General features: G+C 75.3%; 19 protein-coding genes. 12 read left to right on the forward strand and 7 right to left on the reverse strand.

Translation table 11 applies throughout. The annotated features are described in order from the left end of the window. Nucleotides 1-110: 110 nt before the first annotated feature. Nucleotides 111-548, reverse strand: a complete 438-nt coding sequence (locus tag ACFC1F_RS29395) for a DUF5997 family protein (protein ID WP_209410416.1) — start codon at nt 546-548, stop codon at nt 111-113. A gap of 57 nt (nt 549-605) precedes the next feature. On the opposite strand from ACFC1F_RS29395, the gene ACFC1F_RS29400 reads away from it, so the two are divergent. Further along, nucleotides 606-1,457 carry a LysR family substrate-binding domain-containing protein gene (locus tag ACFC1F_RS29400; RefSeq protein ID WP_376162779.1) on the forward strand — a complete coding sequence of 284 codons (852 nt, stop codon included), beginning with the start codon at nt 606-608 and terminating at the stop codon, nt 1,455-1,457. A 26-nt stretch (nt 1,458-1,483) separates the two neighbouring features. Beyond that, on the forward strand, nt 1,484-2,488 hold the full coding sequence (locus tag ACFC1F_RS29405; RefSeq protein WP_376162781.1) for a phosphotransferase family protein: 1,005 nt from the start codon (nt 1,484-1,486) through the stop codon (nt 2,486-2,488). An 89-nt stretch (nt 2,489-2,577) separates the two neighbouring features. Here ACFC1F_RS29405 and ACFC1F_RS29410 read toward each other — a convergent pair whose 3' ends face one another. Then, nucleotides 2,578-3,549 (reverse strand): hypothetical protein, encoded by a 972-nt coding sequence (locus tag ACFC1F_RS29410; RefSeq protein ID WP_376162783.1) that lies wholly within the window; start codon nt 3,547-3,549, stop codon nt 2,578-2,580. Between the two features lie 115 nt (nt 3,550-3,664). Continuing rightward, nucleotides 3,665-4,042, reverse strand: a complete 378-nt coding sequence (locus tag ACFC1F_RS29415; protein WP_376162822.1) for a metal-sensitive transcriptional regulator — start codon at nt 4,040-4,042, stop codon at nt 3,665-3,667. Nucleotides 4,043-4,188: 146 nt separating this feature from the next. Here ACFC1F_RS29415 and ACFC1F_RS29420 point away from each other — a divergent pair, with 146 nt between their 5' ends. From ACFC1F_RS29420 to ACFC1F_RS29450, 7 genes are all read left to right on the forward strand, one after another. After that, the gene (locus ACFC1F_RS29420) at nt 4,189-4,461 is read left to right on the forward strand and encodes a heavy-metal-associated domain-containing protein (RefSeq protein ID WP_376162785.1); all 273 of its coding nucleotides are present in this window, start codon (nt 4,189-4,191) and stop codon (nt 4,459-4,461) included. A 182-nt stretch (nt 4,462-4,643) separates the two neighbouring features. After that, a complete protein-coding gene (locus ACFC1F_RS29425) occupies nt 4,644-6,890 on the forward strand; it encodes a heavy metal translocating P-type ATPase (protein ID WP_376162787.1) in 2,247 nt (748 codons plus the stop codon). Between the two features lie 130 nt (nt 6,891-7,020). Next, entirely contained in the window at nt 7,021-7,539 is a 519-nt protein-coding gene (locus ACFC1F_RS29430; RefSeq protein WP_376162789.1) for a histidine phosphatase family protein, read from the forward strand. 181 nt (nt 7,540-7,720) lie between these two features. Continuing rightward, nucleotides 7,721-8,461: a Mut7-C RNAse domain-containing protein gene (locus tag ACFC1F_RS29435; RefSeq protein ID WP_209410422.1), complete on the forward strand. Its 741-nt coding sequence runs from the start codon at nt 7,721-7,723 to the stop codon at nt 8,459-8,461. Between the two features lie 255 nt (nt 8,462-8,716). Next, on the forward strand, nt 8,717-10,921 hold the full coding sequence (locus tag ACFC1F_RS29440) for a BTAD domain-containing putative transcriptional regulator (RefSeq protein ID WP_376162791.1): 2,205 nt from the start codon (nt 8,717-8,719) through the stop codon (nt 10,919-10,921). A gap of 223 nt (nt 10,922-11,144) precedes the next feature. Continuing rightward, on the forward strand, nt 11,145-12,326 hold the full coding sequence (locus ACFC1F_RS29445; RefSeq protein ID WP_376162793.1) for a sulfite oxidase: 1,182 nt from the start codon (nt 11,145-11,147) through the stop codon (nt 12,324-12,326). 142 nt (nt 12,327-12,468) lie between these two features. After that, nucleotides 12,469-13,971 carry a rhodanese-like domain-containing protein gene (locus tag ACFC1F_RS29450; protein WP_376162795.1) on the forward strand — a complete coding sequence of 501 codons (1,503 nt, stop codon included), beginning with the start codon at nt 12,469-12,471 and terminating at the stop codon, nt 13,969-13,971. A 210-nt stretch (nt 13,972-14,181) separates the two neighbouring features. Here the strand turns inward: ACFC1F_RS29450 and ACFC1F_RS29455 are convergent, their stop codons facing one another. Continuing rightward, nucleotides 14,182-14,877, reverse strand: a complete 696-nt coding sequence (locus tag ACFC1F_RS29455; RefSeq protein ID WP_376162797.1) for a type 1 glutamine amidotransferase domain-containing protein — start codon at nt 14,875-14,877, stop codon at nt 14,182-14,184. A gap of 248 nt (nt 14,878-15,125) precedes the next feature. On the opposite strand from ACFC1F_RS29455, the gene ACFC1F_RS29460 reads away from it, so the two are divergent. Both ACFC1F_RS29460 and ACFC1F_RS29465 read left to right on the forward strand, forming a co-directional pair. Then, complete coding sequence (locus ACFC1F_RS29460; RefSeq protein WP_376162823.1) at nt 15,126-16,028, forward strand: LysR family transcriptional regulator; 903 nt, start codon at nt 15,126-15,128, stop codon at nt 16,026-16,028. Between the two features lie 295 nt (nt 16,029-16,323). Further along, nucleotides 16,324-16,851: a hypothetical protein gene (locus ACFC1F_RS29465; protein WP_376162799.1), complete on the forward strand. Its 528-nt coding sequence runs from the start codon at nt 16,324-16,326 to the stop codon at nt 16,849-16,851. Nucleotides 16,852-17,002: 151 nt separating this feature from the next. On the opposite strand, the gene ACFC1F_RS29470 is transcribed toward ACFC1F_RS29465, so the two are convergent. Beyond that, nucleotides 17,003-18,583 carry a hypothetical protein gene (locus ACFC1F_RS29470; RefSeq protein ID WP_376162801.1) on the reverse strand — a complete coding sequence of 527 codons (1,581 nt, stop codon included), beginning with the start codon at nt 18,581-18,583 and terminating at the stop codon, nt 17,003-17,005. Next, nucleotides 18,580-19,503 (reverse strand): ATP-binding cassette domain-containing protein, encoded by a 924-nt coding sequence (locus ACFC1F_RS29475; protein ID WP_376162803.1) that lies wholly within the window; start codon nt 19,501-19,503, stop codon nt 18,580-18,582. The genes ACFC1F_RS29470 and ACFC1F_RS29475 overlap by 4 nt, the downstream gene beginning before the upstream one ends. 448 nt (nt 19,504-19,951) lie before the next feature. On the opposite strand from ACFC1F_RS29475, the gene paaK reads away from it, so the two are divergent. Then, on the forward strand, nt 19,952-21,298 hold the full coding sequence (gene paaK, locus ACFC1F_RS29480; RefSeq protein WP_376162805.1) for a phenylacetate--CoA ligase PaaK: 1,347 nt from the start codon (nt 19,952-19,954) through the stop codon (nt 21,296-21,298). A gap of 384 nt (nt 21,299-21,682) precedes the next feature. On the opposite strand, the gene ACFC1F_RS29485 is transcribed toward paaK, so the two are convergent. Next, entirely contained in the window at nt 21,683-23,320 is a 1,638-nt protein-coding gene (locus ACFC1F_RS29485; protein WP_376162807.1) for an amidohydrolase, read from the reverse strand. Nucleotides 23,321-23,405: the final 85 nt, after the last annotated feature.

Raw genomic sequence — 23,405 nt, forward strand, 5'->3', positions numbered from 1 at the left:
CGGCTGCGTCTTTTTTTTATTCGCCCCCCCCCGCCGCCCCGCCCCCGGCGGTCCGGCCCCCCCCGGGCCGGGGGGGCGGGGCCCCGCCGGCGCCGCCCGACCGGTGTGCGTCAGCGCTTCTTGGCCGACTTGGCCGGCGTGGCCTGGGGGGCCGCCTGCTTCTGCTGCTCCTTCTCGTGCTTCTCCTTGACCCGCACGGCCTCCCGGCGGACCTCGGCCTGGATGGTGCGCTCGCGCGCGAGCCAGTCCGGGTTGGACTCCTTCAGGGCGTCGATCTGCTCCGTGGTGAGGGCCTCGGAGACCCCGCCGCGGGCCAGGCCGGAGACGGAGACGCCGAGCCTGGCCGCGACGACCGGGCGCGGGTGCGGGCCGTTGCGGCGCAGGTCCTGGAGCCACTGCGGCGGCTCGGCCTGCAGGGCGTTCAGCTCCTCGCGGGAGACCACGCCCTCCTGGAAGTCGGCGGGGGCGGCGTCGAGGTAGATGCCCAGTTTCTTGGCCGCCGTGGCCGGCTTCATGGTCTGGGTGGTCTTCGGCTTGAGCGATGTCATGGTCACTAGGGTAAGCGAGTGAGTGGCGGCCCCGATCACGGTCGGTAGCCTTGCTGCGTGACAGAGATGCAGGCGAACCCCTCGTTCCGGCTGGTGTACGTTCCCGGCGTGACGCCCGGTAAGTGGGTGCGCGTCTGGGAGCAGCGGCTGCCGGACGTCCCGCTCACCTTGCTCGCCGTGCCGGTGGAGGACGGCGAGCCCACGCTGCTGGGCGGCGGTGCGGACGCCGGGCTCGTCCGGCTGCCGGTCGACCGCGGCAGCCTCAGCGCGATCCCCCTCTACACCGAGACCACCGTGGTCGTCTTCCCGAAGGACCACTGGCTGGCGGCGGCCGAGGAGGTGCCGGTGGCGGACCTGGCCGACGAGGTCGTCTTCCACCCCGTCGACGACTCCCTCGGCTGGCAGGAGCTCCCCGGGCGGCCCGCGATCGAGCGTCCGGCGACCACGGCGGACGCGATCGAGCTGGTCGCGGCGAACGTCGGCGTCCTGCTCGTGCCGCAGTCGCTCGCCCGGCTGCACCACCGCCGGGACCTCACCTACCGGCCCGTCCCGGACGCGCCGCAGTCCCAGGTGGCGCTCTCCTGGCCGGAGGACCGGACGACCGACCTGGTGGAGGAGTTCATCGGCATCGTCCGAGGCCGGACGGTCAACAGCTCCCGCGGTCGCGCGGGCACCGCCCAGTCCGAGGAGAAGCCCGTGGCGCCGGGCGCCCGGCCGCGCGGTGGCGGTGCGGGCAAGGCGGCCGCCGGGAAGTCGGGCGGCGGCAGGACAGCCGGTGGCAAGGCATCGGGAGGCAGGACGGCCGGCGGCAAGCCGTCGGGCGGGAAGTCCGGCGGGGGCAGGCCGGGTACCGGCAAGGCGTCGGGCGGGAAGTCCGGCGGAGCCCGCCGGGGCCGTCCGGGGAGGTAGCCGGGCCTCGCCTAGGCTCGACGGCCATGAGCGAATTAGTGGCGCACGACGATGCGCAGCGGGACCAGGACCGGGACCGGGACCGGGACCGGGCCCGGACGTGGGCATGGGTCGCGGGACGGCTGGCCGACGGCAGCAGGGTGACCGGGAGCAGTCGGCTGCGGGGCGGGTTCACCTCGGAGATGCGTCGGCTGCGCGTCGAAGGCCCGGAGGGCGCAGAGGAGTTGGTGCTCCGGTCGTTCGTCGCGCCGTTCTACCTCCGGCATGCCGAAGGCCTGCTCACCAGGGAGGCCGACATCCTCACCCTGCTCGGCGCGGACGGCGGTGGCGTGCCGGTGGCCACGCTGCGCGGGGTGGATGCGACGGGGGAGTTCTGCGCGTACCCGTCGCTGCTGATGACGCTGCTGCCGGGCACCGTCCGGGTGGACGAGGAGGAGCTGGACCGGCGCTGCCGGCTGCTCGCCGGGCAACTGGTCCGGATCCACCGCGTCGACGTGCCGGAGGACGCGCGGCCGCGGGACTACCAGGCGTGGGTGACCCCGGAGGGCGTGCGGCGTCCGGCGGGGAGCGCGCGTCCGGAGGTGTGGGAGCGGGCGGTGGAGGTGATCCGCCGCCCGCCGCCGTCGTTCCCGGGCCGCTTCCTGCATCGGGACTACCACCCGGGCAACGTGCTGTTCAGCGGCGGCGGGAGTACGGGCGAGCTGCGGATCACCGGTGTGGTGGACTGGGTGGAGACCTCCTGGGGCCCCGCCGACCTGGACGTCGCGCACTGCTCCACCGCGTTGGCCCTGCTGTACGGCGTGCCGGCCGGGATGGCGTTCGCCGGCCGCTACCTGGAGGCCGGCGGGGACCTCGCGGCGGAGCCGGCCGACCACCTGTACTGGCGCCTGCTCGACGCCCTCGCCTTCGCACCCGACGCGGAGAAGGTGGGGGTGAGCTGGCGCGAGCTCGGCCGGACCGACCTGACCCCCGCGCTCCTCGCCGGGCGGCTGGAGGAGTACGTCGAGGAGTTGCTGAAGCGCTTCGGGTGAGCCGCTCCGGGTGAAGCGGCTCACCCGGCAGAGGTGTCCCGGCGGAGGTGCCTCCGGCCGAGGTGCCCCGGTCGAGGCGCTCCGGTCGTTCAGTGCTGGTGAGCCGCTGCCGCAGCGGTCGACGGCGCCGCAGCCGTCGACGGGGCTGCGGTGGCCGGGGCGCCGTCCCCGGTGGCGACGGTGAAGGCCGCGGTGCGGACGGTGTCCCCGTGCTTGAAGTCGAGGAAGAGACGGTAGGCGCCCGGGCTGGGCGCGGTCGCGGTGAAGGCGACCTCCGGCCCGGGCGTCGTGCTCTCCGGGTGGACGTGGAGGTAGGCGAGGTCTCCGGCGCGCAGGGCGACCAGGTGGCCGTAGGCGCCGAGGTAGGGCTGGAGGTCGGTGACCGGCCGGCCGTCCTTGCTGACGGTGAGGGTGAGCCGGGCGGGTCGGCCGGGGGTGAGGTCGCCGCCGAGGGTGACGGTGTAGCCGTCGACGGCGACGCTGCGTCCGGTCTCCGGCAGGGGCGCGGGGCGCAGGTCGCCGGCCGCGTGGAGGTCGGCGCCGAGGGTGAGCCCCTCGGCGGCGCCGGCCGGGGTGAAGTCGGCGAAGACCCGGTACTCGCCCGCGGTCGGCAGGGCGGCCGCCGCGCTCCAGGTGCCGTCCGCGGCCCGCGTCGGGTGCAGGTGCTGGAAGGTGGCGAGGTCGCGCGGGGCGACGATCAGGTGCAGCTCCTTCTCGTGCTCCGGGCGGTAGTCGGTGACCGGGCGGCCGTCCGCGCCGAGGATGCGGAACCGCAGGTCGGTCGGGGCGCCGGCGGTGACGAAGGGGCTGTCGAGGCTGAGCGTGTAGCCGCGTTCGGAGACCTGGAGACCGCCGGGCAGGTGGTCGCCCGCAGCCTCGGCCCCGGCCGGGGCCTCGGCGGCGTGGCCGGTCGGGCCGGTGTGGCCGGTGTGACCGGCGTGGGCGGCCGCGGCCGGGCGCGGTGCCGGGCCGGTACCGGTGGCGTGGCCGACCCCGTACGCGGCGCCGAACGCGGTGGTGAGGCCGGTGGCGAAGGCGGCGATCTTCAGTGCGGCGTTCATGGCGGAGCTCCTTCGGGTGCGGGCGGGGTGCGGGCGTGGGCGCGGGCGTGCGCGGGGGAGTGGCGGGGATCGGCCGGGGGCGTGCGGCGCCGGGCGGGCAGTGCTCAGGCGGACATCAGGCGCGCATCAGGCGGGCGATGGCGTTCGAGGCCTCGGCGACCTTGGCGTCGGCCTCGCCGCCGCCCCGGGCGATGGCGTCCTGGACGCAGTGGCCGAGGTGACTGTCGAGCAGTTGCAGGGCGACCGACTGGAGGGCCTTGGTGGTCGCCGAGACCTGGGTGAGGACGTCGATGCAGTAGTCGTCGGCGTCGACCATCCGCTGTAGCCCGCGCACCTGGCCCTCGATGCGGCGCAGCCTGCGCATCACCTGGTCCTTGTCGTCGTGGTAGCCGGCCATGCGGGCCTCCTCCGGTAGTCGGGTGGGCGCTTCGGTGTCTGCAGTAGATACCCCTAGGGGGTATCGAGTCAAGCGGGATCGACTCTTCCCTCGGATACCCCTGGGGAGTACTTGGTGCGGCAGGTGCGCGCCGGTCGGCGGGGGTTGCCAGTGATACCCCCCAGGGGTATAAAGGAGCCATGCACCGACCGATACCCCCACTGGGTATCGGAGAACGGCACTGCTACCACCGGAGGAATCCCATGTCCTGCTGCTCCGAGAACGGCACCTGCTCCACCACCGCCACGGTCGAGGCGCCCGCCGCCGTCACCACCGTCTACGCGGTCGCCGGGATGACCTGCGGCCACTGCGAGCAGGCGGTCGGCAAGGCGGTTTCCGCCCTGGCCGGCGTCACCGCCGTGAGCGTCGACGTCCAGGCCGGCCTGGTCACCGTCTCGGCCGAGGCCGAGCCGGACGAGGCGGCCCTGCGCGCCGCGATCGACGACGCGGGCTACGAGCTCACCGGCCGCGCCTGAGCCCGCCGCCGCCCGCCCCGGCCTTCGGGTCCGGGAAACCCCTGGGGGGTATCCAGGGGTGAACCGGACCCGGCCGGGGGCAGGCCCCGGAGGCCGGCCCCGGATTCCGGGCCCCGACCCCCGATTCCGGCCCCGGCCCCCGGACCTGAACCACTCCGATCCACGACCCACGAGGAGCCCAGATGACCACCCAGGCACCCGCCTCCACCGAGGTGGAACTCCAGATCGGCGGCATGACCTGCGCCTCGTGCGCCGCCCGGATCGAGAAGAAGCTCAACCGCATGGACGGGGTCGAGGCCACCGTCAACTACGCCACCGAGAAGGCCAAGGTCGTCGTGGCGGGCGGAGTCGAGGTGGCGGACCTGATAGCCACCGTCGAGGCCACCGGCTACACCGCCGTCCTGCCCCGCCCCGCCGCCGCCGAGCCCGCCGACGCCGCGGCCGGGGCCGGGGAGGCGGACGAACTCGCCCCGCTGCGGCAGCGGCTGATCACCGCGCTGGCGCTCGCCGTCCCCGTCATCGCGATGGCCATGGTGCCGGCCCTCCAGTTCGACAACTGGCAGTGGCTCTCGCTCACCCTGGCCGCGCCCGTCGTCACCTACGCCGCCTGGCCGTTCCACCGGGCCGCCTGGACCAACGCCCGGCACGGCGCGGCGACCATGGACACCCTGGTCTCGCTCGGCACCGGCGCCGCGTTCCTCTGGTCGCTCTGGGCCCTGTTCCTCGGCAACGCCGGAATGCCCGGGATGCGGCACGGCTTCGAGCTCACCATCGCCCGCAGCGACGGCTCCTCCAACATCTACCTGGAGGCCGCGGCCGGCGTGACCGCGTTCATCCTGGCCGGCCGCTACTTCGAGGCGCGGTCCAAGCGCACCGCCGGCGCCGCGCTGAAGGCGCTGCTCGAACTCGGCGCCAAGGACGTCACCGTGCTGCGCGGCGGCGCCGAGGTCCGCATCCCGACCACCGAACTGGCCGTCGGCGAGCTGTTCGTGGTCCGCCCCGGCGAGAAGATCGCCACCGACGGCGTGGTCGACCAGGGTGCCTCCGCCGTGGACGCGTCGATGCTGACCGGCGAGTCCGTGCCGGTCGAGGTCGCCGTCGGCGACTCCGTCACCGGCGCCACCGTCAACGCCGGCGGCCGGCTCGTCGTCCGCGCCACCCGGGTCGGTGCCGACACCCAACTGGCCCGGATGGCCAAGCTGGTGGAGGACGCCCAGAACGGCAAGGCCGCCGCCCAGCGGCTGGCCGACCGGATCTCCGCCGTCTTCGTGCCGATCGTCATCACCCTGGCCCTGGCCACCCTCGGCTACTGGCTCGGCACCGGCGAGGGCTGGGCCGCCGCCTTCACCGCCGCCGTCGCCGTGCTGATCATCGCCTGCCCGTGCGCCCTGGGCCTGGCCACCCCGACCGCACTGCTGGTCGGCACCGGCCGCGGCGCCCAGCTCGGCATCCTGATCAAGGGCCCCGAGGTCCTGGAGTCGACCCGCCGGGTGGACACCATCGTCCTGGACAAGACCGGCACCGTCACCACCGGTCAGATGACCCTGCTCGCCGTCCACACCGCCGAGGGCGTCATCGAGGCCGAGGCGCTGTGCCTGGCCGGCGCCCTGGAACACGCCTCCGAGCACCCGATCGCCCGCGCCGTCGCCACCGCCGCCCAGAAGGCGGGCGAGCTGCCCGCCGTGGAGGGCTTCGAGAACGTCCCCGGACTCGGCGTCCAGGGTGTCGTGGACGGACACGCGGTGCTGGTCGGCCGCGAGCAGCTGCTCGCCGACTGGTCGCAGTACCTTCCGGCGCCGCTGGCCGAGGCCAAGCGCCGTGCCGAGGCCGCGGGACGGACCGCCATCGCCGTCGGCTGGGACGGCGAGGCCCGGGCCGTGCTGGAGGTCGCCGACGCCGTCAAGCCCACCAGCGCCGAGGCCATCGCCCGGCTGCGCGGCCTCGGACTGACCCCGATGCTGCTCACCGGTGACAACGCCGCCGTGGCCCAGGCCGTGGCGGCCGAGGTCGGCATCAGGCCGGTGGACGTGATCGCCGAGGTGCTGCCGCAGGACAAGGTCGCCACCGTGCAGCGCCTCCAGGCCGAGGGCCGGGTCGTCGCCATGGTCGGCGACGGCGTCAACGACGCGGCCGCCCTCGCCCAGGCCGACCTGGGACTGGCCATGGGCACCGGCACCGACGCCGCCATCGAGGCCGGCGACCTCACCCTCGTCCGGGGCGACCTGCTGGCCGCCGCCGACGCCATCCGGCTCTCCCGCCGGACCCTGGCCACCATCAAGGGCAACCTCTTCTGGGCCTTCGGCTACAACGTCGCCGCCCTGCCCCTGGCCGCCGCCGGGCTGCTCAACCCGATGATCGCGGGGGCGGCGATGGCCTTCTCCTCGGTCTTCGTGGTCGGCAACAGCCTCCGGCTCCGCACCTTCCGCTGATCCTGATCCTGATCCCGCGGCCCGCCGCCCCTCACCTCTTCGGGTGAGGGGCGGCTGTCGTGCCGGTGACCGGAGGACCCGGTGGGTAGCGTCGGCCGGGCACCGATCCCCGTACGAAGAGGAGACCGTCGTGAGCGCCGAACCGACCCGCAGGATCGTCGTGGTCCGGCACGCCAAGGCCGAGTGGAGCGACGTCGACGACCACGAGCGCCCGCTGGCCGACCAGGGCCGCAAGGACGCACCCGTCGCCGGCCGTTGGCTGGCCGGTGCGGGCATCGGGCCCGACCTCGCACTCGTCTCCACCTCGGTCCGGACCCGGGAGACCTGGAAGCTGATGGTCCCCGAGCTGCCCCGGCGGCCCAGGACCGTCTTCGAGGACCGGCTCTACGAGGCGAGCCTCGGCGAAATCATCGCCCTGCTCAACGAGGTGTCCGACGAGGTGGCCGACGTCGTCCTCGTCGGCCACAACCCGGGCGCCCACGCCCTGGCCGACGCCCTCGCCGGCGAGGCCGAGGGCGATCTGCTCGCCCGGATGAACCGCTCCGGCTTCCCCACCTCCGCCGTCGCGGTGCTCACCTTCACCGGCTCCTGGAAGAGCGTCGAGCACGGTGTCGGCCGCCTGGTCGCCTTCTGGGCGCCGCAGGCCTGACCGCGCCGGACTGCCTGACCGCGCCGGACCGCCGGACCGCGCGGGACCGCCTGAACGCGCCGGACCGCCGGACCGCCGGACGCCGGCCCCTTCCCGTCCCGTGTGCGGACGGGGCCGGCGGACTGACCGGCGGCGGGAAAAGCGCTGGCCGCCGACGGCCGCCCGCTGGCATGCTGGCCGGGTGGAGAGACCGGAGATCTGGCTCAGCTTCGCCCCCGAGCTGCACCTCTTCGTCGCCTCGGCGCGGCGGGGGGCGCCCACGGCGCTGCGAACCGACGGAGCCTCGACGCTCGGGCACGTGGTCGAGTCGCTCGGCGTCCCGCTCACCGAGGTCGGTGCCCTGGCCGCGGACGGCCGCCCGGTGGGCGTCGGGTACGTCCCCGTCGGCGGCGAGAGGATCTCGGTGGAGGCGGTACCCAGGCCGCAGCCCGCGGCTGCCCCCGTCCGGTTCCTGCTCGACGTCCACCTCGGCACGCTGACGCGCCGACTGCGGCTGCTGGGCATCGACGCCGCCTACGAGAACCCGGACATCGGCGACGCCGCGCTCGCCGCCCGCTCGGCCGCCGAACAGCGTGTCATGCTCTCGCGCGACCGTGGCCTGCTGCGCCGCCGCGAACTCTGGGCCGGCGCCTACATCTACAGCCACCGGCCCGCCGAACAGCTGCGGGACGTCCTGTCCCGGTTCGCGCCGCCGCTCGCCCCCTGGAGCCGGTGCACCACCTGCAACGGGGTACTGCGCACCGTCACCAAGTCGACGGTGCAGGACCAGCTCCGGGACGGCACCGAGCGCTCGTACGACGCGTTCGCGCAGTGCACCGAATGCGGGCAGGCGTACTGGCGGGGCGCGCACCACGCCAGCCTGGACGCCATCGTGGCCGACGCGGTGCGCGAGTTCGGTGCGTCGGCGCTCTCCGAGGCGTGACGCGGTGTCGTGAACCCGTGACGTGACGCGGTGGCGCGAACCGGCGGCGTGAACCGGTCACGTGATCCGGCGGTGTGACGCGTTGACGTGACGCGGCGGCGTGCAGCCGAGTCCGGCGTGCGAAGGCCTGACGTGCGCGGGGCCTGACGTGCGGTGCTCCGGCGTGCGGTGCTCCGGCGTGGTGCCGCGCCCGGACTCGCCCGTGGGGCGTTGCCGACGTAGGTTCGTAGTGTCCGTACGGAAGGCGTCCGGCGCATGCTCGAACTGCGTATCCGTCTCCTCGGCGGTTTCCGGGTGCGGGTGGGCCCGCGCGAGATCGCCGCCGAGGCGTGGCGCCTGCGGAAGTCCCGGAACCTGGTCAAGGTGCTCGCGCTCGCCCCCGGCCAGCGGCTGCACCACGGACAGGTGCTCGCCGCGCTCTGGCCCGAACTGCCGCCCGAGGCCGGTGCCGAGCAGCTGCGCGAGGCCCTGCACGAGGTTCGGCACACCCTCGACCCGGACCGGGCCGCCCGCCACCGCTACCTGGAGTCGGGCGAGAACCTCGCCCTGCACGGCGGTCCGCTGGGGGTCGACGTCCAGGAGTTCGAGCAGGCCGCGCTGCACGCCCGCCGCAGCCGGGACCCCGACGCGTACGAGCGCGCCGTCGCCCGGTACGGCGGCGACCTGCTGCCCGAGGACCGCTACGAGGAGTGGGCGGTCGAGCGCGAACAGGCCCTGCACGCCGAGTACCTGGCACTCCTGGTCGAGCTCGGCAGCCTGCGCGAGGCACACGCCGACCTGGACGGCGCCGCGGCGGCGCTGCGCCGGGCCGTGGCCGCCGACCCGTTGCACGAGGACGCCTCCCTCGCACTGATGCGGGTGCACGCGCTGGCCGGGCGGCGGCACGAGGCGCTGCGCGAGTACGACCGGCTGGCCGCCGCACTGGAACGCGCCCCGGGCCGCGAGCGCCCCGGGCCCGCCGCCCGGCGGCTCCGGGAACAGGTCCGGACCGGTGGCGACGTCCGGGCCGAACTCACCGGCGAACTCTGGGAACACGTCGGAGACCTCCGGATGATGGCCGGCGACACCGCGGGCGCCGCCGCCGCGTACGGCTCCGCCCTCGCCCCGGCCGTGGTGGACCTGCCCGCCTCGCCGGGCGTCCTCACCGGGCGGGCGGCCGACGGCACCGGCCTGCGGGCCGCGCGGCTGCACCGCAAGGCGGCCACCGCCCACCTCGCCGGCGAGTCGGTGGCCGACGCCGAACCCCACCTGGAAGCCGCCGGGACGGCGCTGGTCGAGGCCGGCGGCGATCCGGCCGAGACCGGCCGGCTGCTCGGTCTGCGCGCCAACTGGCTCTGGGCGTCCGGCCGTTACGTGGAGGCCCAGCAGGCCGCCGAGGCCGGGATGGCCCTCGTCGGGGAACACGGCACCGCCGACGACCTGGCCGCCGTCCACGAGACGCTCGCCCTCGTCCAGCACTCCCGCGGCGACTGGCGGGAGGGCCTGCGGCGCGAGATCGACCGGCTCGGAGCCACCGCCGACGACGACGAGCGGCTGGCCCGGACCTTCGACATCCACTGCTGCCTCGGCGAGTACGACCTCTACGGGGACGGCCTGAGCGACAGCGTCGAGGAGTACGCCCGGCACACTCTCGACCTGGCGATCGCCCGCGGTGCGCGACGGGCGGAGGCCTTCGCCTGGTGCCTGCTCGGGGAGTCGCTGCTGCTGCGCGGCCACTGGGACGAGGCGCCCGGCTGCCTCGAACGCAGCGCCCACCTCTACGAGGAGATCGGCGGCCGCGCCGACGCACTGCCCTGGCAGCGGCTCGCCGAGTACGCGGCCGGGCGCGGCGACAGCGCCGAGGCGGCCGACCACCTGCGGCACGGCATGGCCGCGGCCGCCGCCTCCCCGCTCTCCCGGCACGCCTTCGGACGGCTCTGCGCGACCGCCGCGCTGGACGCCGTCGAGCGCGGCGAGCCGGGCGAGGCTGTCCGCGCGGCGCGGTCCGCCGCGGTGTACGCGGCCCGGCACGGCGAGTGCCCGAGCTGTACGGCGCTGCTCCACCCGGTGGCGGCGGAGGCGTTCGCGGCGTTGGGGGACGCGGACGGCGCGGCCGAGCACGCCGAGGCGGCGCAGCGGGTGGCCGCCCGGTTCGACAGCTCGGCCTGGCGGGCGATGGCGCAGTCCGCGCACGGCTCGCTGGGCTCGGCCCGCGGTGACCCGGAGGGCGCCCGGGCCCACCACCTGGCGGCGGCCGGTCTGTACGGCCGGGCCGGGCAGCCGTACTGGGCGGCGCGCGCCAAGGCCCAGGCGGTGGCGGTGGCCGTCGGGGCAGGGACCAGGGCCGGGGCGGAGGAGGCGGACCGGCGGCTGCGGGCGGAGGCTGCGGCGGTCTTCGAGACGCTCGGCGCCCGGCGTGCGCTGGCCCGGGTACGGGAGCCGGGGCGGGTGGCGGTCGGGGGCGGAGGTGGGCCGGGGTGAGGGCGACGGGGTGCCGACGACGGGGTGCGGTGGGTGGCGGGCCGGTGGGCCAGTGGGCCGGCACGGGGCTTCGGGCACGGGGGTTTCGGGCGCAGGGATCCCGGCGCGCTGGGCTTCGCACGGGGACAGGCGTGGGGTTCGGGTACGGGGGCAGGCGCCGGGAACACGCACGGGGGCAGGCACGGGGGCACGCATGACGGACGCACACAGGTGGTGAGCCGGGATGACGACGACAGCCCGCAAGGGGACGACCGCCCCACGCTGGGCGCCCGAGACGGTCACCACCGAGCCGTACAACGCGCAGACGCCGGCGGCGGCGCTGGCCGAGCCGCTCACGCCCACCCGCGCGTTCTTCGTCCGCGACCACTTCGGCGTTCCGCACCTGCGCCGAGCCGGCTGGCGGTTGCGGGTGAGCGGGTTGGTGGACACCGAACTCGACCTCGGGTACGAGGAGTTGCTGGCCCTTCCGGGGCGCGAGCTGGAGGTGGTGGTGGAGTGCGCCGGGAACGGCCGCAGCCTGATGGAGCCCCGCCCGCCCGGCCTGCCGTGGGCGCAGCGGGCCGTGGGGTGCGCCCGCTTCACCGGGGTCCCGCTGCGGACGGTGCTGGCGTCGGCCGGTCTGCGGCCGGAGACGGTGGAGCTGGTGTTCACCGGCGCGGACGAGGGCGAGCTGAACGGCCACCGCACCGCCTTCGCGCGGAGCCTGCCGGCCGGCCTGGCCCTTCACACCGACACACTGCTCGCCACACACATGAACGGCGCCCCGCTCACGCCCGGCCACGGTGCGCCCGTCCGGCTGCTGGTGCCCGGCCACTACGGGGTGGCGGACGTGAAGTGGCTGGTCGGGGTGGAGGCGGTGGCCCGGCCGTTCACCGGACCGTTCCAGGCCGAGGAGTACGTCTACCGGCGCTCGCGCGGCGTCCGCGACGGGACGCCCGAGGGCCCGGTGAGGGAGATCCGGGTGAAGTCGCTGATCACGGGACCGGCGCCCGGGGCACGGCTGCCGCTGGGCCTCCTCTGCACGGTGCGCGGGCGGGCTTGGTCGGGCGGGGTTCCGGTGCGCCGGGTGGAGGTGCGGGTCGGCAGCGGCGGGTGGCGACCGGCCGAACTGGCACCTGCCGCAGGACCGTACGCCTGGGCGGAGTGGGCGTACCGGTGGACGCCGCGGGTGCCGGGGCCGCGGCTCCTGCTGGCGCGGGCGACCGACGCCGAGGGGCGCACCCAGCCGCTGCGGACGCCGTGGAACGAGCAGGGGTACGGGTGCAACCCGGTGGCCGGGGTGGAGGTCGTGGTGGTCGGCGGTCCGCGCGGCGCGCGGGAACGGCGGGGGAGCGGCACGGGAAAGGCCCCGGAGGAGGGCGGTCCCCGGACGGGGCGGCACCGACACGAGGAGGCGCCGGCATGACGAGGTGGTACCGACACGACGAGGCGTCGGCGCGAGGTGGTGTCACCGGCATGACTGGGCGGTACCGGCACGAGGAGGCGTCGGCGCGAGGTGGTGTCACCGGCATCACTGGGCGGCACCGGCACGAGGAGGTGGCAGCGATATGAGGAGCGGCGCGGGCGGGAACAGCATCGAACCCGTCACCACGGCGGCCCTCGGCGACACCAGCTACCTGCTGACCTCCGGCGACGAGGCCCTGGTGGTGGACCCCCAGCGGGACTGCTGGCCCCTGCTCGCCTCCTGTGAGGCGCGCGGGCTGCGGATCCGGTACGTCCTGGACACCCACGTCCACAACGACTACCTCTCCGGCGCCCTGGAGGTCCGGGCCGCCACCGGGGCGACGGTCGCGGGGCCGGCCCGGGCCGGGTACGACTTCGACCACCTGCCGTTGGCGGAGGGCGACGAGATCACCCTCGGCGGGTTGTGCGTCCAGGCGCTGGAGACACCCGGCCACACCGCCGAGCACACCGCCTACCTGGTTCTCGACGGCGGGTCGGGGGAGGGGCTGCCGACGGCGGTGTTCACCGGGGGCAGCCTGCTGGTCGGCAGTGCGGGCCGGACCGACCTCTCCGGCGCCGCCCGGACGGAGCAACTGGCCCGCGCCCAGTACCGCTCGCTCCGGCGCCTCGCCCAACTCCCTTCCGGCACAAGGGTGCTGCCCACGCACGGGGCCGGCAGCTCGTGCTCGATCGGTGCGGTGACCGGCGAGCGGACCAGTACGGTCGGCGACCAGCGGCTTGCCAACCCGGCACTGCTGACCGCCGACGAGGACGCGTTCGTGGCCACCCGCATGCTCGGCCTGCCGCCGGCGCCCGCCTACTACCGGCAGATGGGGCCGCTGAACCGGGCCGGCCCGGCTGTCCTCGGCGGCCCGCCCGAGCTGTTGGCGCTCACGCCCCAGGAGGTCCAACTGGCCCTCGGGCGCGGCGCGCTGGTGGTCGACGCGCGGGACCGCCGGGCGTTCGCCGACGCCCACCTGCCGGGGTCGCTCGGCGACGAGCTGGACGGCTCCTTCGCGGCACTGGTCGGTGAAGTGGTGCCGTTGGACAGGCCGCTGGTCCTGGTGCTGCCGGAGCCGGTTGCCGACGCAGCCCGCGAAGCCGTCCTCCAGCTGCTCCGGATCGGCTACGACGCCAGACTGGTGGGGCAGTTGGACGGAGGTGTGGAACGCTGGAGGGCGAGTGGGCGCCCGTTGGCCGCGATCAGGACGGCGGACGTCTCCGAGGTGCGACGGGCTCTGGCGGGTGGGGGCGTTGCGAGCCCGGCCGTCGCGAGACCGGCTGTTGCGGGCCCGGCCGTCGCGGGTGGGACTGTTGCGGGTGGGGCTGTTGCGGGTGGGGCTGCCGGGCCGCAGGGAGGGCTGCCGGTCCAGGTGCTCGACGTGCGGCCCGCCGCCGACCCGCCGGTACCCGGTGCTCTCGCCATCCCGCTCACCGAACTGCCCGGCCGGATCGACGGGTTGCCGCCCGGCCGGGAGTTCTGGACGGTCTGCGGCCGGGGCCGCCGGGCCACCGTCGCGGCCAGCCTGCTCGCCGCAGCGGGCCTCCCGGTGACGGCCGTGGTCAGCGGCGGCGCGCAGGACCTGGTGCGTGAGTTCCGGCGGTGACGCCACCGGCGTTCACACCCGGTGCCGGGGTGCCGGGGTGCCCGGTGTCCGGCGCCCGCTGCCCGCTGCCCGCTGCCCGGTGTCCGGCGCCCGGTGACCGCGCGGGGCCGAGGCGGTCGGGGGCTGCCGATCGGGCGTTCCGGCCGACAGTGGCTGTCGGCAGTGGCGGCCGTCATCGGAGGCCGTCATCGGCGGTCGGAGCTTCGGGTCTCAGGCCAGCTTCTTGAGCAGTTCGGCCGCGAGCGGGGCGGAGGAGGCAGGGTTCTGCCCGGTCACCAGGTTGCGGTCGACGACCACGTGCGGGGCCCACGGTTCGCCCTCCTGGAAGTCGGCACCCGCCTCCACCAGCCGGCTCTGGAGCAGCCACTTCGCCTTGTCGGCGAGGCCGGCCTGGGTCTCCTCGGCGTCGGTGAAGCCGGTCAGCCGGTAGCCGGCGAAGACGTTGGTGCCGTCGGCGCGGGTGGCGGCCAGCAGAGCGGCCGGGCCGTGGCAGACCACGCCGAGCGGCTTGCCCGAGGCCAGGGTGTCGGCGAGCAGCCGGCCGGAGACCGGGTCGACGGCGAGGTCCTCCATCGGGCCGTGGCCACCGGGGTAGAACACGGCGTCGTAGTCGGCGAGGTCCACGTCCTCCAGCTTGACCGGCAACCGCAGACCGGTGAAGGCCTCCAGGCCGGCCGTGATCCGCTCGGCGCCCTCCGGCCCGCCGTTGACCTCGGGGGCCAGGCTGCCCTGGTCGACCGTCGGGACCACGCCGCCGGGGGTGGCGACGGTGACCTCGTGACCGGCGGCCGTGAACGCCTCGTGAGGGGTGACGGCCTCCTCGGCCCAGAAGCCCGTGGGGTGCCGGGTGCCGTCGGCGAGCGTCCAGTAGGTGGCGCCGGTGACGACGAACAGGATCTTCGACATGCGGGGAGCTCTTCTCTGAAGGCGGGCCCGGCGGGGCCCGGAGGTTGGATCCGACCATAGGCCGGTCGATCCGCAGCTCACCAATGGCAGAGCCGATGGCTGCCATAGGAATGCCTATGGGCGTCCGGTCGTAGGCTGGCCGGGTGAACGACCGCGACCACACCGCACCCGGCCTGCCCGCAGGGCCGCCGTCCGGGCCTGCCGCGCCGACGACGGCGTCCGCCGGGCCTGCCGTACGGCCGACGGCGCTGGCCGGGCAGGCCGACCTCAACCTGTTGCGGACCTTCCTGGCCGTCTACCGGGCCGGCTCGTTCACGGCCGCCGCCCAGGTGCTCGGACTGTCGCAGCCGACCGTGACCACCCAGATCCGCGCGCTGGAACGGCAGGGCGGGCGCGAGCTGTTCGAGCGGAGGCCGCGCGGAGTGGCCCCGACGCCCGTCGCCGACGAGCTGGCCGCCCGGATCGCCGCACCGCTCGACGCGCTCGCGGCCGCCGCCGGGCCGGGCGCCCGGGCCGAGACGGGGGCGGAACCGGTCCACCTGGCCGGCCCCGCCGAACTGCTCTGCACCCTCGTCCTGCCCGCCCTCGCCCCGCTGGTCGCCGACGGGGTCCGGCTGCGGGTGACCGCCGGGCTGACCGACCCGCTGTTGGAGGAGCTGCGCGCGGGCCGCCACGACCTGGTGATCGCCACCACCCGCCCGCGTGGCCGTACCCTGACCGCCGTTCCGCTGGGCGACGAGGAGTTCGTCCTCGTCGCCGCCCCCGTCTGGGCCGACCGCCTGCACGGCCGGCTCGCCGCCGAGGGCCCGGCCGCGTTGCACGAGGTGCCGCTCGTCGCGTACGCCGAGGACCTGCCCATCGTGCGCCGCTACTGGCGCCACGTGTTCGGCCGACGCCTCAACTGTCGTGCCGCGCTCACCGTGCCCGACCTGCGAGGGGTCGTCTCCGCGGTGGCCGCCGGTGCCGGGTTCGCGGTCGTCCCGCGCTACCTCTGCGCACCCCTGCTCGACTCCGGCACCCTCGTGCAGCTGGACGACCCCGAGGACCCGCCGATCAACACCGGCTACCTCGTCCAACGCCCCGGTACCCCTGCCAACCCGCACCTTCCCCGCGTCCGTGACCACCTCCTGGCAGCCGCCCGCACCTGGTGACCCGTCACCCGGTGCCCGGACGTGCCTGCACCCGTGTGCCCGGCACCCGTGTGTCCACCCAGGAGCGGCCCGGGCGGCGGCAGCGCCGGCTCCCGTGTCCTGCCGGAGCCGCGGGCCCGCGAGGGAGACGTCCCCGCGGAGCCGTGCCGACCGACCCCGGTGCGGACCGCGCGGAATGCCGTGCCATGCTGACCGCCACAGGCGACCAAGATCACCATCAGCGTGAGCGGAGCAGAGCACCATGCGAATCCCCTGGCGACGACGGCCGGCCGGGCGGTCACGGCGGCTCCTCGACATGGCAGCCGTCGAGCCCGGAACGGTCGACGCCACCGACGACCTCGACGTCTGCCGACAGGTCGCCTTCCGGGTCGCCCGGCGGGACCACGGCGCGACCGCCGAGGTACTGGCGGTCGTCGAGGAACTGCTGGCGGACGAGGCCGAGTACGAATTCGTCGTCACCTTCCTGGAGAACCTCCAGAACGTCGTGTCCCACGGTCTCGACACGTTTCGGTCTCCCGACGGGATACGCCTGCTGCTCGGACCCCGAAGCGCGGTCTGCTGGGACACCGTGACCGGTTTCTGGGCCGCGGTGGCCGACTGGCGTCTTCGCACCGGCGTCCCGCTGGAGCCCGTCGCCCCGCTGCTCGACGTCGAGAACGAACAGCTGCGCACGCTCCTGTGGACGGCGAACAGAACGCTCGCCACGGGCGAGAAGCTCGGAATCGCCGACGCCGTGCGCTACGAGAAGGCCGTCGGGTCGCCCGTGCCCGGGTACAGCCACATCGCGGTCGCGCTGCGCATCACGGGGCAGCGCGGTTCCTGACCCGGTACCTGAGGAGGACGCAAGCGCGCTGCGGCGGCCCGACGACGAGACGCGCCTCCCGTCGTACTCCGGGGAGGCCCCGGACGCTGGCCGGCACGGGCGGGGCCGCCACGAAGGCGGTGGCCAGCGGGCCGCGCCGCTCCCCGACGCCTCACCTCGTCGCCCTCACCTCCCGGCGGGCCGCGCCGGTCACGAAGGCGGTGGCCAGCAGGGCCAGGGCGGCGGCGAGGACGAGCACGGGAGCGGGCCCGGCAAGGTGGCCGGCCGTGCGCACGGCGCCCATGTAGTCGAGGGCGGCGACCTGGTTGACCACCAGGTACCAGAGCGGGAGGTAGAGGGCCTGGAACACCAGGTGGGTGCGGGAGAGGACGCCGAGTGCCATCGCCAGGGAGGGGACGAAGAGCGCTCCGGCGGCCCACGCGGCCAGGCCGGCGGCGTCCCCGGCGACGGCGAGGCGTATGAGCGGGGCCACGCCCGTCACGGCGGCCAGCACCACGCCGGACGCCCACTCGGCGAGCAGCCTTCGGCGGGCGGCCGGGTAGGCGCCCACCAGGACCTCCAGGTCGTTCTCGGCCTGCCGGCTGCCCAGGCCGGACCAGATCAGTACCGGCCAGACCCAGAGCGCGGGCAGGACGAACCCGGTGACCGTGCCGATCGGGACGGTCAGGCCGGCCACCGTGAGCCCGGCCGTGACCAGCCACCACCAGGGCGACACCCCGCCGGCCAGGATGCGCACCTCACCGGCGAGCAGCCGCCCGAAGGTGCCGCCGAACGCGGGGGCCGTCCGGGGCAGGGCGACGGGGGCCGGAGGGGCGGCGGGTGCGGCGGCCTCCGCGGTGGCCGGGTGGACGGAGGCGGCCGCCGGACGGCCGCGGGCGGGGTCGAAGCGGCCGAACCAGAGCGCCGGGAGCACCACCAGCGCCACCGAGAGCAGCACCAGCAGCAGCCGCTGGAGGGCGAATCCGCCGTCGAAGCCGGCGCCCGCCCAGGGGAACGGGGCCAGCGGGGTGTCCACCTTGGTCAGCCCGAGGCTGAACTCCTGGCCCTCGATCGGCCCGGCCCCGGCGGCCAGGGCGGCCGCGCGCAGCGACCCGGCGGCCTGGCCGACGCCCAGCCCGCCGAACGGTGCACCCGGGGACTGCCCGCCGACCACGACGACCAGGGAGACGAGGAACCAGGCCACGTTGCCCGCTCCGCCGCGCAGCAGCGGCAGCGTCTCGAAGAGGACGGCCGCCGCGGCGGTCACCGCGAGCAGCGGGAGGGCCGTCACCACGAAGGGCGTCAGCAGCGCCACCGGGTCGATCGCGCGGTGCTCGCCGCGGACCAGCTGCATGGCGGCCGCGGTGAGTGCCAGGACGCCCAGCATCGAGCCGAGCACCAGCAGGTTGCCGAGGAACTTCGCCACCAGGTAGGCGGAGGTGCGCAGCGGGGTGGCGGCGAGGATCTGGCCGACCCTGGTCTCCTCGTCCCGGCCGATGCCCTTGCGGACGACGTAGAACCCGCCGACGGTGAGCCAGAGCGCACCTGCGAGGGCCGTCGCCAGCCCGACGTACGCGCTGTTGTACTCGCCGCGGTGACGGCCGACCGCGAGGATCACCCAGTGCCCGCCGGCCGGCGGGACGGCCAGGTAGCCGAGGCCGACGGCGGCGAGCAGCGTGACCGTGTAGACGGGGCGCCGTACCCGGTCGCGGAAGTCTCCGGCCGCCAGGCCGACCAGGGCGCGCGCCGTCATCGCCGCACCGCCTGCCGACGCGGGCCGTCCGGCGTGGCTCCGCCGGACGGGGCCGGAGCCGCCTGCCGGACGATGCCCAGGTAGGCGTCCTCCAAGTCCGGTGCGACCGGGACGGCGTCGCCGGAGGGTGCCCGGTCGGCGAGCAGCCGGAGCCGGACCCCGTCCGCCGTCCGCACCATCCGGCTGACCGGGTACCGGCCCTGCAGCGCGGTGACGGCGCCCGGCTCGACGAGCAACTCCCAGACCTGCCCGGACAGCTCTCCGGCCAGCTGCTCGGGCGTGCCGCGCCGCAGCAGCCGGCCGCCGGCGACGACGGCGATGTCGGAGGCGACGGACTCGATGTCCGGGACGATGTGGGTGGAGAGCAGGACCGCGCGTTCCGCGGAGAGCTCGCTGAGCAGGTTGCGGAACCGCACCCGCTCCTCCGGGTCGAGGCCGGCGGTGGGTTCGTCGACCACGATGACCTGCGGGTCGGCCAGCAGTGCCTGGGCGATGCCGACCCGGCGCAGCATGCCGCCCGAGTACGCGCCGAGCGGCCGCTTCACCGCCTCGGTCAGGTTGACCAGGGCGAGCAGCTCCTCGATCCGGGCCCGCGCCGAACGGGCGGAGAGCCCCTTGGCGGCGGCGAGGTAGCCGAGGAACTCGCGCGAGGTCAGGTTGGGGTAGACGCCGAAGTCCTGGGGCAGGTACCCGAGATGGCGGCGGAGCAGCTCGGGCCGGGCGAGTACGTCGGCGCCCCGGTAGTGCAGCCGGCCGGAGGTGGGCCTGGTCACCGTGGCGACGATCCGCATCAGCGAGGACTTGCCCGCGCCGTTGGGGCCGAGCAGTCCCAGCAGGCCGGGGCCCAGATGCAGCGAGAGGCCGTCGACGGCCCGTTTGCCGCCCTTGTAGACCTTGGTGATGTCGATCAGTTCGAGCATGCGTTCCGCTTTCTCGGTCGGCCCGGTGGTGACGCGGACGAGCCTTCCGGACCGGCGGTCCGTTGCCATCTGCCGTTCGGCAGAGATCCACTCCCGACTTTCGACATACGCCCACCGCCCGCCGCCCCGGTCCTTCGTCATGCCCCGGCCTGTACGGCACCCCGCGGTGGCGCTCGCGGAGCATCCCGCCGCCGCTGCGGCAGCACCCCGGTGCCTCCCCGTGGCAGCGCCCCGCCCGCCCCGTGACACTGAGCCCCCGCCGCCCCGGTCCCGCAGAGCCCCGCCGCCCCGGTCCCGCAGAGCCCCGCCGCCCCGGCGGGGCCCCGACCTGCGTGGCAACCCTTGACAGCCGGTGCGGCGGCTGGATTACTTGGCCTTGTTCGAGGGCTGACCGAATGGTCGGTCGGCGAACGCCACACTCGGGCCCCCGGACGGCTGAGGAGACGCGATGAGCAGCAGAGCGACCGGCCCGGAGCCCGCGCGGACGCGTCTGGGCGAGCCGCTCCCCGACGAGTTGCTGGACGCCGGCGAGCGGATGACCGGCGAGGAGCTGCGGGCGCACCAGCTCACCCACCTGCGCCGCACGCTGCGGCACGCGTACGACAACGTCGAGTTGTACCGGCGCAAGTTCGACGCGGCCGGCGTGCGCCCCGAGGACTGCCGGACCCTCGCCGACCTGGCCCGCTTCCCCTTCACCACCAAGGCCGACCTGCGGGACACCTACCCGTTCGGCATGTTCGCCGTCCCGATGGAGGACGTCCGCCGGATCCACGCCTCCAGCGGCACCACCGGGCGGCCCACCGTGGTCGGCTACACCGAGCACGACCTCTCGGTCTGGGCGGACGTGATGGCCCGTTCGATCCGCGCGGCGGGCGGCCGGGCCGGTCACAAGGTGCACGTCGCGTACGGGTACGGGCTGTTCACCGGCGGCCTGGGCGCGCACTACGGCGCCGAGCGGGCCGGCTGCACCGTGATCCCCGCCTCGGGCGGCATGACGGCCCGGCAGGTGCAGCTGATCCGGGACTTCCGGCCCGAGATCATCATGGTCACCCCGTCCTATCTGCTCACCCTGCTCGACGAGTTCGAGAAGCAGGGCGTCGACCCGCGCGGCACCTCGCTGAGGGTCGGCGTCTTCGGCGCCGAGCCGTGGACGGAGGAGATGCGCCGCGAGATCGAGGAGCGGATGGACCTCCACGCCGTCGACATATACGGCCTCTCCGAGGTGATGGGCCCGGGCATCGCCCAGGAGTGCGTGGAGACCAAGGACGGCCTGCACATCTGGGAGGACCACTTCTACCCCGAGGTGGTGGACCCGCTCACCGACGAGGTGCTGCCGGACGGCGAGAGCGGCGAGATCGTCTTCACCTCGCTCACCAAGGAGGCCCTGCCGGTCATCCGCTACCGCACCCGCGACCTCACCCGCCTGCTGCCCGGCACCGCCCGTCCGGCGTTCCGGCGGATGGAGAAGGTCACCGGGCGCAGCGACGACATGATCATCCTGCGCGGGGTGAACGTCTTCCCCACCCAGATCGAGGAGATCCTGCTCCGCACCCCGGCCGTGGCGCCGCACTTCCAGCTGCGCCTGACCCGCCGCGGCCGGATGGACCACATGACGGTCCGCGTCGAGGCCCGTCCGGACGCCGCCCCCGAGCAGCGGGAGGCCGCCGGGGCGGAGATCGTCCGGGCCGTCAAGGACGGTGTCGGGGTGACGGTGGAGGTGGAGGTCCTGGACCCGTACAGCCTGGAGCGCTCGGTCGGCAAGATCCGCCGGATCGCCGACCTGCGCGACCGGTAGCGCGGAGGGGGCGGACGGGGGAGCGGGCCGGGGCCGGGCGGTGACGCCGCCGGCCCCGGTACGGCGTCCGGGCCGGGAACCCCGGGCGCCCTTCCCGTCCTGCGCCGGATCCACGCCGGCGGCTGCGTCGCCGGGTGCCCTGCCGGGGGCTGTGTCGCCGGGTGCCCCGCCGGCCGCTGCGGGGCGGTGTCGGTGCCGCTCGCGGTGAGGGTGGTGAGACTGCCGGTTCCTGCCGTGCGGCGAAGCCGGCCGGTGGGCCGTCAGGACACCGGTGGCGCAGCGTGAACCGGGGTGTGACCGGGCCAGGGGAGAACGGACGCGCCGCACGGCAGCGGCCCGAGGGGGCTCTCCATCCCCCTCGGGCCGGACCACTCCTGCGGATCCTCAGTTCGCCGTGTAGACCAACTCGCCTCCCACGTAGGTGCGTTCGACGCGTGCCTCGGCGATCTCCGCGGCGGGGGCGGTGAGGATGTCGCGGTCCAGGACGACCAGGTCGGCCAGCTGGCCGGCCCGGAGGCTTCCGGCGTCGTCGTGGCCGTTCACGTGGGCGGAGCCCGCCGTGTAGGCGGCCAGCGCGGATACCAGGTCGAGCCGCTGCTCGGGCAGGAAGACCCGTCCGTCGGTGGCCTCGGGCTCCATCCGGTTGACCGCCACGTGCAGCCCGGCCAGCGGGTCGGGGCTGCTGACCGGCCAGTCGCTGCCGGCGGCCAGGGTGGCGCCGGCCCGCAGCAGGTCGCCGAACGGGTACTGCCAGGCGGCGCGCTCGGGGCCGAGGAAGGGGATGGTCAGCTCGTCCATCTGCGGCTCGTGCGCCGCCCAGAGCGGCTGGATGTTGGCGATCGCGCCGAGCAGGGCGAACCGGGCGATGTCCTGCGGGTGGACGACCTGGAGGTGGGCGAGGTGGTGCCGGTTCCCGCGCCGGCCGTTGGCGGCGACGGAGGCCTCGACGGCGTCCAGCGCCTCGCGCACGGCGCGGTCGCCGAGCGCGTGGAAGTGCACCTGGAAGTCGAGCGCGTCCAGTGCGGTGACGTGCTCGCGCAGGGCATCGGGGTCGACGAAGCTCAGGCCGCTGTTGGCGGTCGCGCAGCCGCAGCCGTCCAGGTAGGGGCTGGTCATCGCGGCGGTGAAGTTCTCCGCGATGCCGTCCTGCATGATCTTCACCGAGCCGGCCCGGAACCGGCCGTGCTCCAGCTCCTTGCGCCGGGCGACGAGCTCGGGGATCTGCTCGGCCCCGCGGGAACGGTCCCACCAGAGCGCGCCGGTGACCCGGGCGGTCAGCGTGCCGGCCCGGGCGGCGGCCAGGTAGGCGTCGGAGGGGTCGGGCTGGCCGTTGAACTCGCCGAGCAGCGCGTCCTGCCAGCCGGTGATGCCGAGCGAGTGGAGCAGCTGCTGCGCCCGCAGCAGGCCGGCCAGCCGGTCGGCGGCGGTGATCGGCGGGACGAGCTGGGCGACCAGCCTGGTGGCGCCCTCCTGGAGGACGCCGCTCGGGGAGCCGTCGGCCTCGCGCTCGATCCGCCCGTCGGCCGGGTCGGGGCTCTCCCGGGTGAGTCCGGCGAGCTCCAGGGCCCGGGAGTTGGCCCAGGCGCCGTGGTGGTCGCGGTTGACCAGGTAGACCGGGCGGTCCGGGACCACCGAGTCGAGCAGCTGGCGGGTGGGCAGGCCGCCCTCGAAGCTCTCCATCGACCAGCCGCTGCCGGTGATCCAGGCCTGGTCGGGGTTGGCGTCGGCGTAGGAGCGGATCCGGTCGAGGTAGTCGTCCACGCCGACGGTGCCGGTCAGATCGCAGTCGGCCAGCTCGGTGCCGCCGTAGACGGCGTGGACGTGCGAGTCCTGGAAGCCGGGGATCAGCAGCTTGCCGGTGAGGTCGACGACCTCGGTGCCCGGCCCGACCAGCTCCCGCACCTCGTCGTGGCCGACGGCGGTGATCCGCTCGCCGGTCACGGCCAGGGTGGTCGCCCGGGTGCGGGCCGGGTCGCCGGTGTGGACCGGTCCGTGGGTGAAGACCAGGTCGGCCTTGCTCATGGGTGGTGCTCCAGACGGGTTCGTGTGCGGGTCGTCGGCGAGGTACCCCGGATGCTCCGGCGGTACTCGCCGTGGCCGACGGGAC

Origin of the sequence: Kitasatospora sp. NPDC056181 (genome assembly GCF_042266225.1) — a bacterium.
In the GTDB taxonomy this organism is placed as follows: Bacteria; Actinomycetota; Actinomycetes; order Streptomycetales; family Streptomycetaceae; genus Kitasatospora.

Excerpts from the sequence above, each read along its gene's own strand:
- ACFC1F_RS29395 (WP_209410416.1), bottom strand. The coding sequence starts at position 548 with ATGACATCGCTCAAGCCGAAGACCACCCAGACCATGAAGCCGGCCACG.
- ACFC1F_RS29405 (WP_376162781.1), top strand. The coding sequence starts at position 1,484 with ATGAGCGAATTAGTGGCGCACGACGATGCGCAGCGGGACCAGGACCGG.
- ACFC1F_RS29410 (WP_376162783.1), bottom strand. The coding sequence starts at position 3,549 with ATGAACGCCGCACTGAAGATCGCCGCCTTCGCCACCGGCCTCACCACC.
- ACFC1F_RS29420 (WP_376162785.1), top strand. The coding sequence starts at position 4,189 with ATGTCCTGCTGCTCCGAGAACGGCACCTGCTCCACCACCGCCACGGTC.
- ACFC1F_RS29425 (WP_376162787.1), top strand. The coding sequence starts at position 4,644 with ATGACCACCCAGGCACCCGCCTCCACCGAGGTGGAACTCCAGATCGGC.
- ACFC1F_RS29440 (WP_376162791.1), top strand. The coding sequence starts at position 8,717 with ATGCTCGAACTGCGTATCCGTCTCCTCGGCGGTTTCCGGGTGCGGGTG.
- ACFC1F_RS29445 (WP_376162793.1), top strand. The coding sequence starts at position 11,145 with ATGACGACGACAGCCCGCAAGGGGACGACCGCCCCACGCTGGGCGCCC.
- ACFC1F_RS29450 (WP_376162795.1), top strand. The coding sequence starts at position 12,469 with ATGAGGAGCGGCGCGGGCGGGAACAGCATCGAACCCGTCACCACGGCG.
- ACFC1F_RS29455 (WP_376162797.1), bottom strand. The coding sequence starts at position 14,877 with ATGTCGAAGATCCTGTTCGTCGTCACCGGCGCCACCTACTGGACGCTC.
- ACFC1F_RS29465 (WP_376162799.1), top strand. The coding sequence starts at position 16,324 with ATGGCAGCCGTCGAGCCCGGAACGGTCGACGCCACCGACGACCTCGAC.
- ACFC1F_RS29470 (WP_376162801.1), bottom strand. The coding sequence starts at position 18,583 with ATGACGGCGCGCGCCCTGGTCGGCCTGGCGGCCGGAGACTTCCGCGAC.
- ACFC1F_RS29475 (WP_376162803.1), bottom strand. The coding sequence starts at position 19,503 with ATGCTCGAACTGATCGACATCACCAAGGTCTACAAGGGCGGCAAACGG.
- paaK (WP_376162805.1), top strand. The coding sequence starts at position 19,952 with ATGAGCAGCAGAGCGACCGGCCCGGAGCCCGCGCGGACGCGTCTGGGC.
- ACFC1F_RS29485 (WP_376162807.1), bottom strand. The coding sequence starts at position 23,320 with ATGAGCAAGGCCGACCTGGTCTTCACCCACGGACCGGTCCACACCGGC.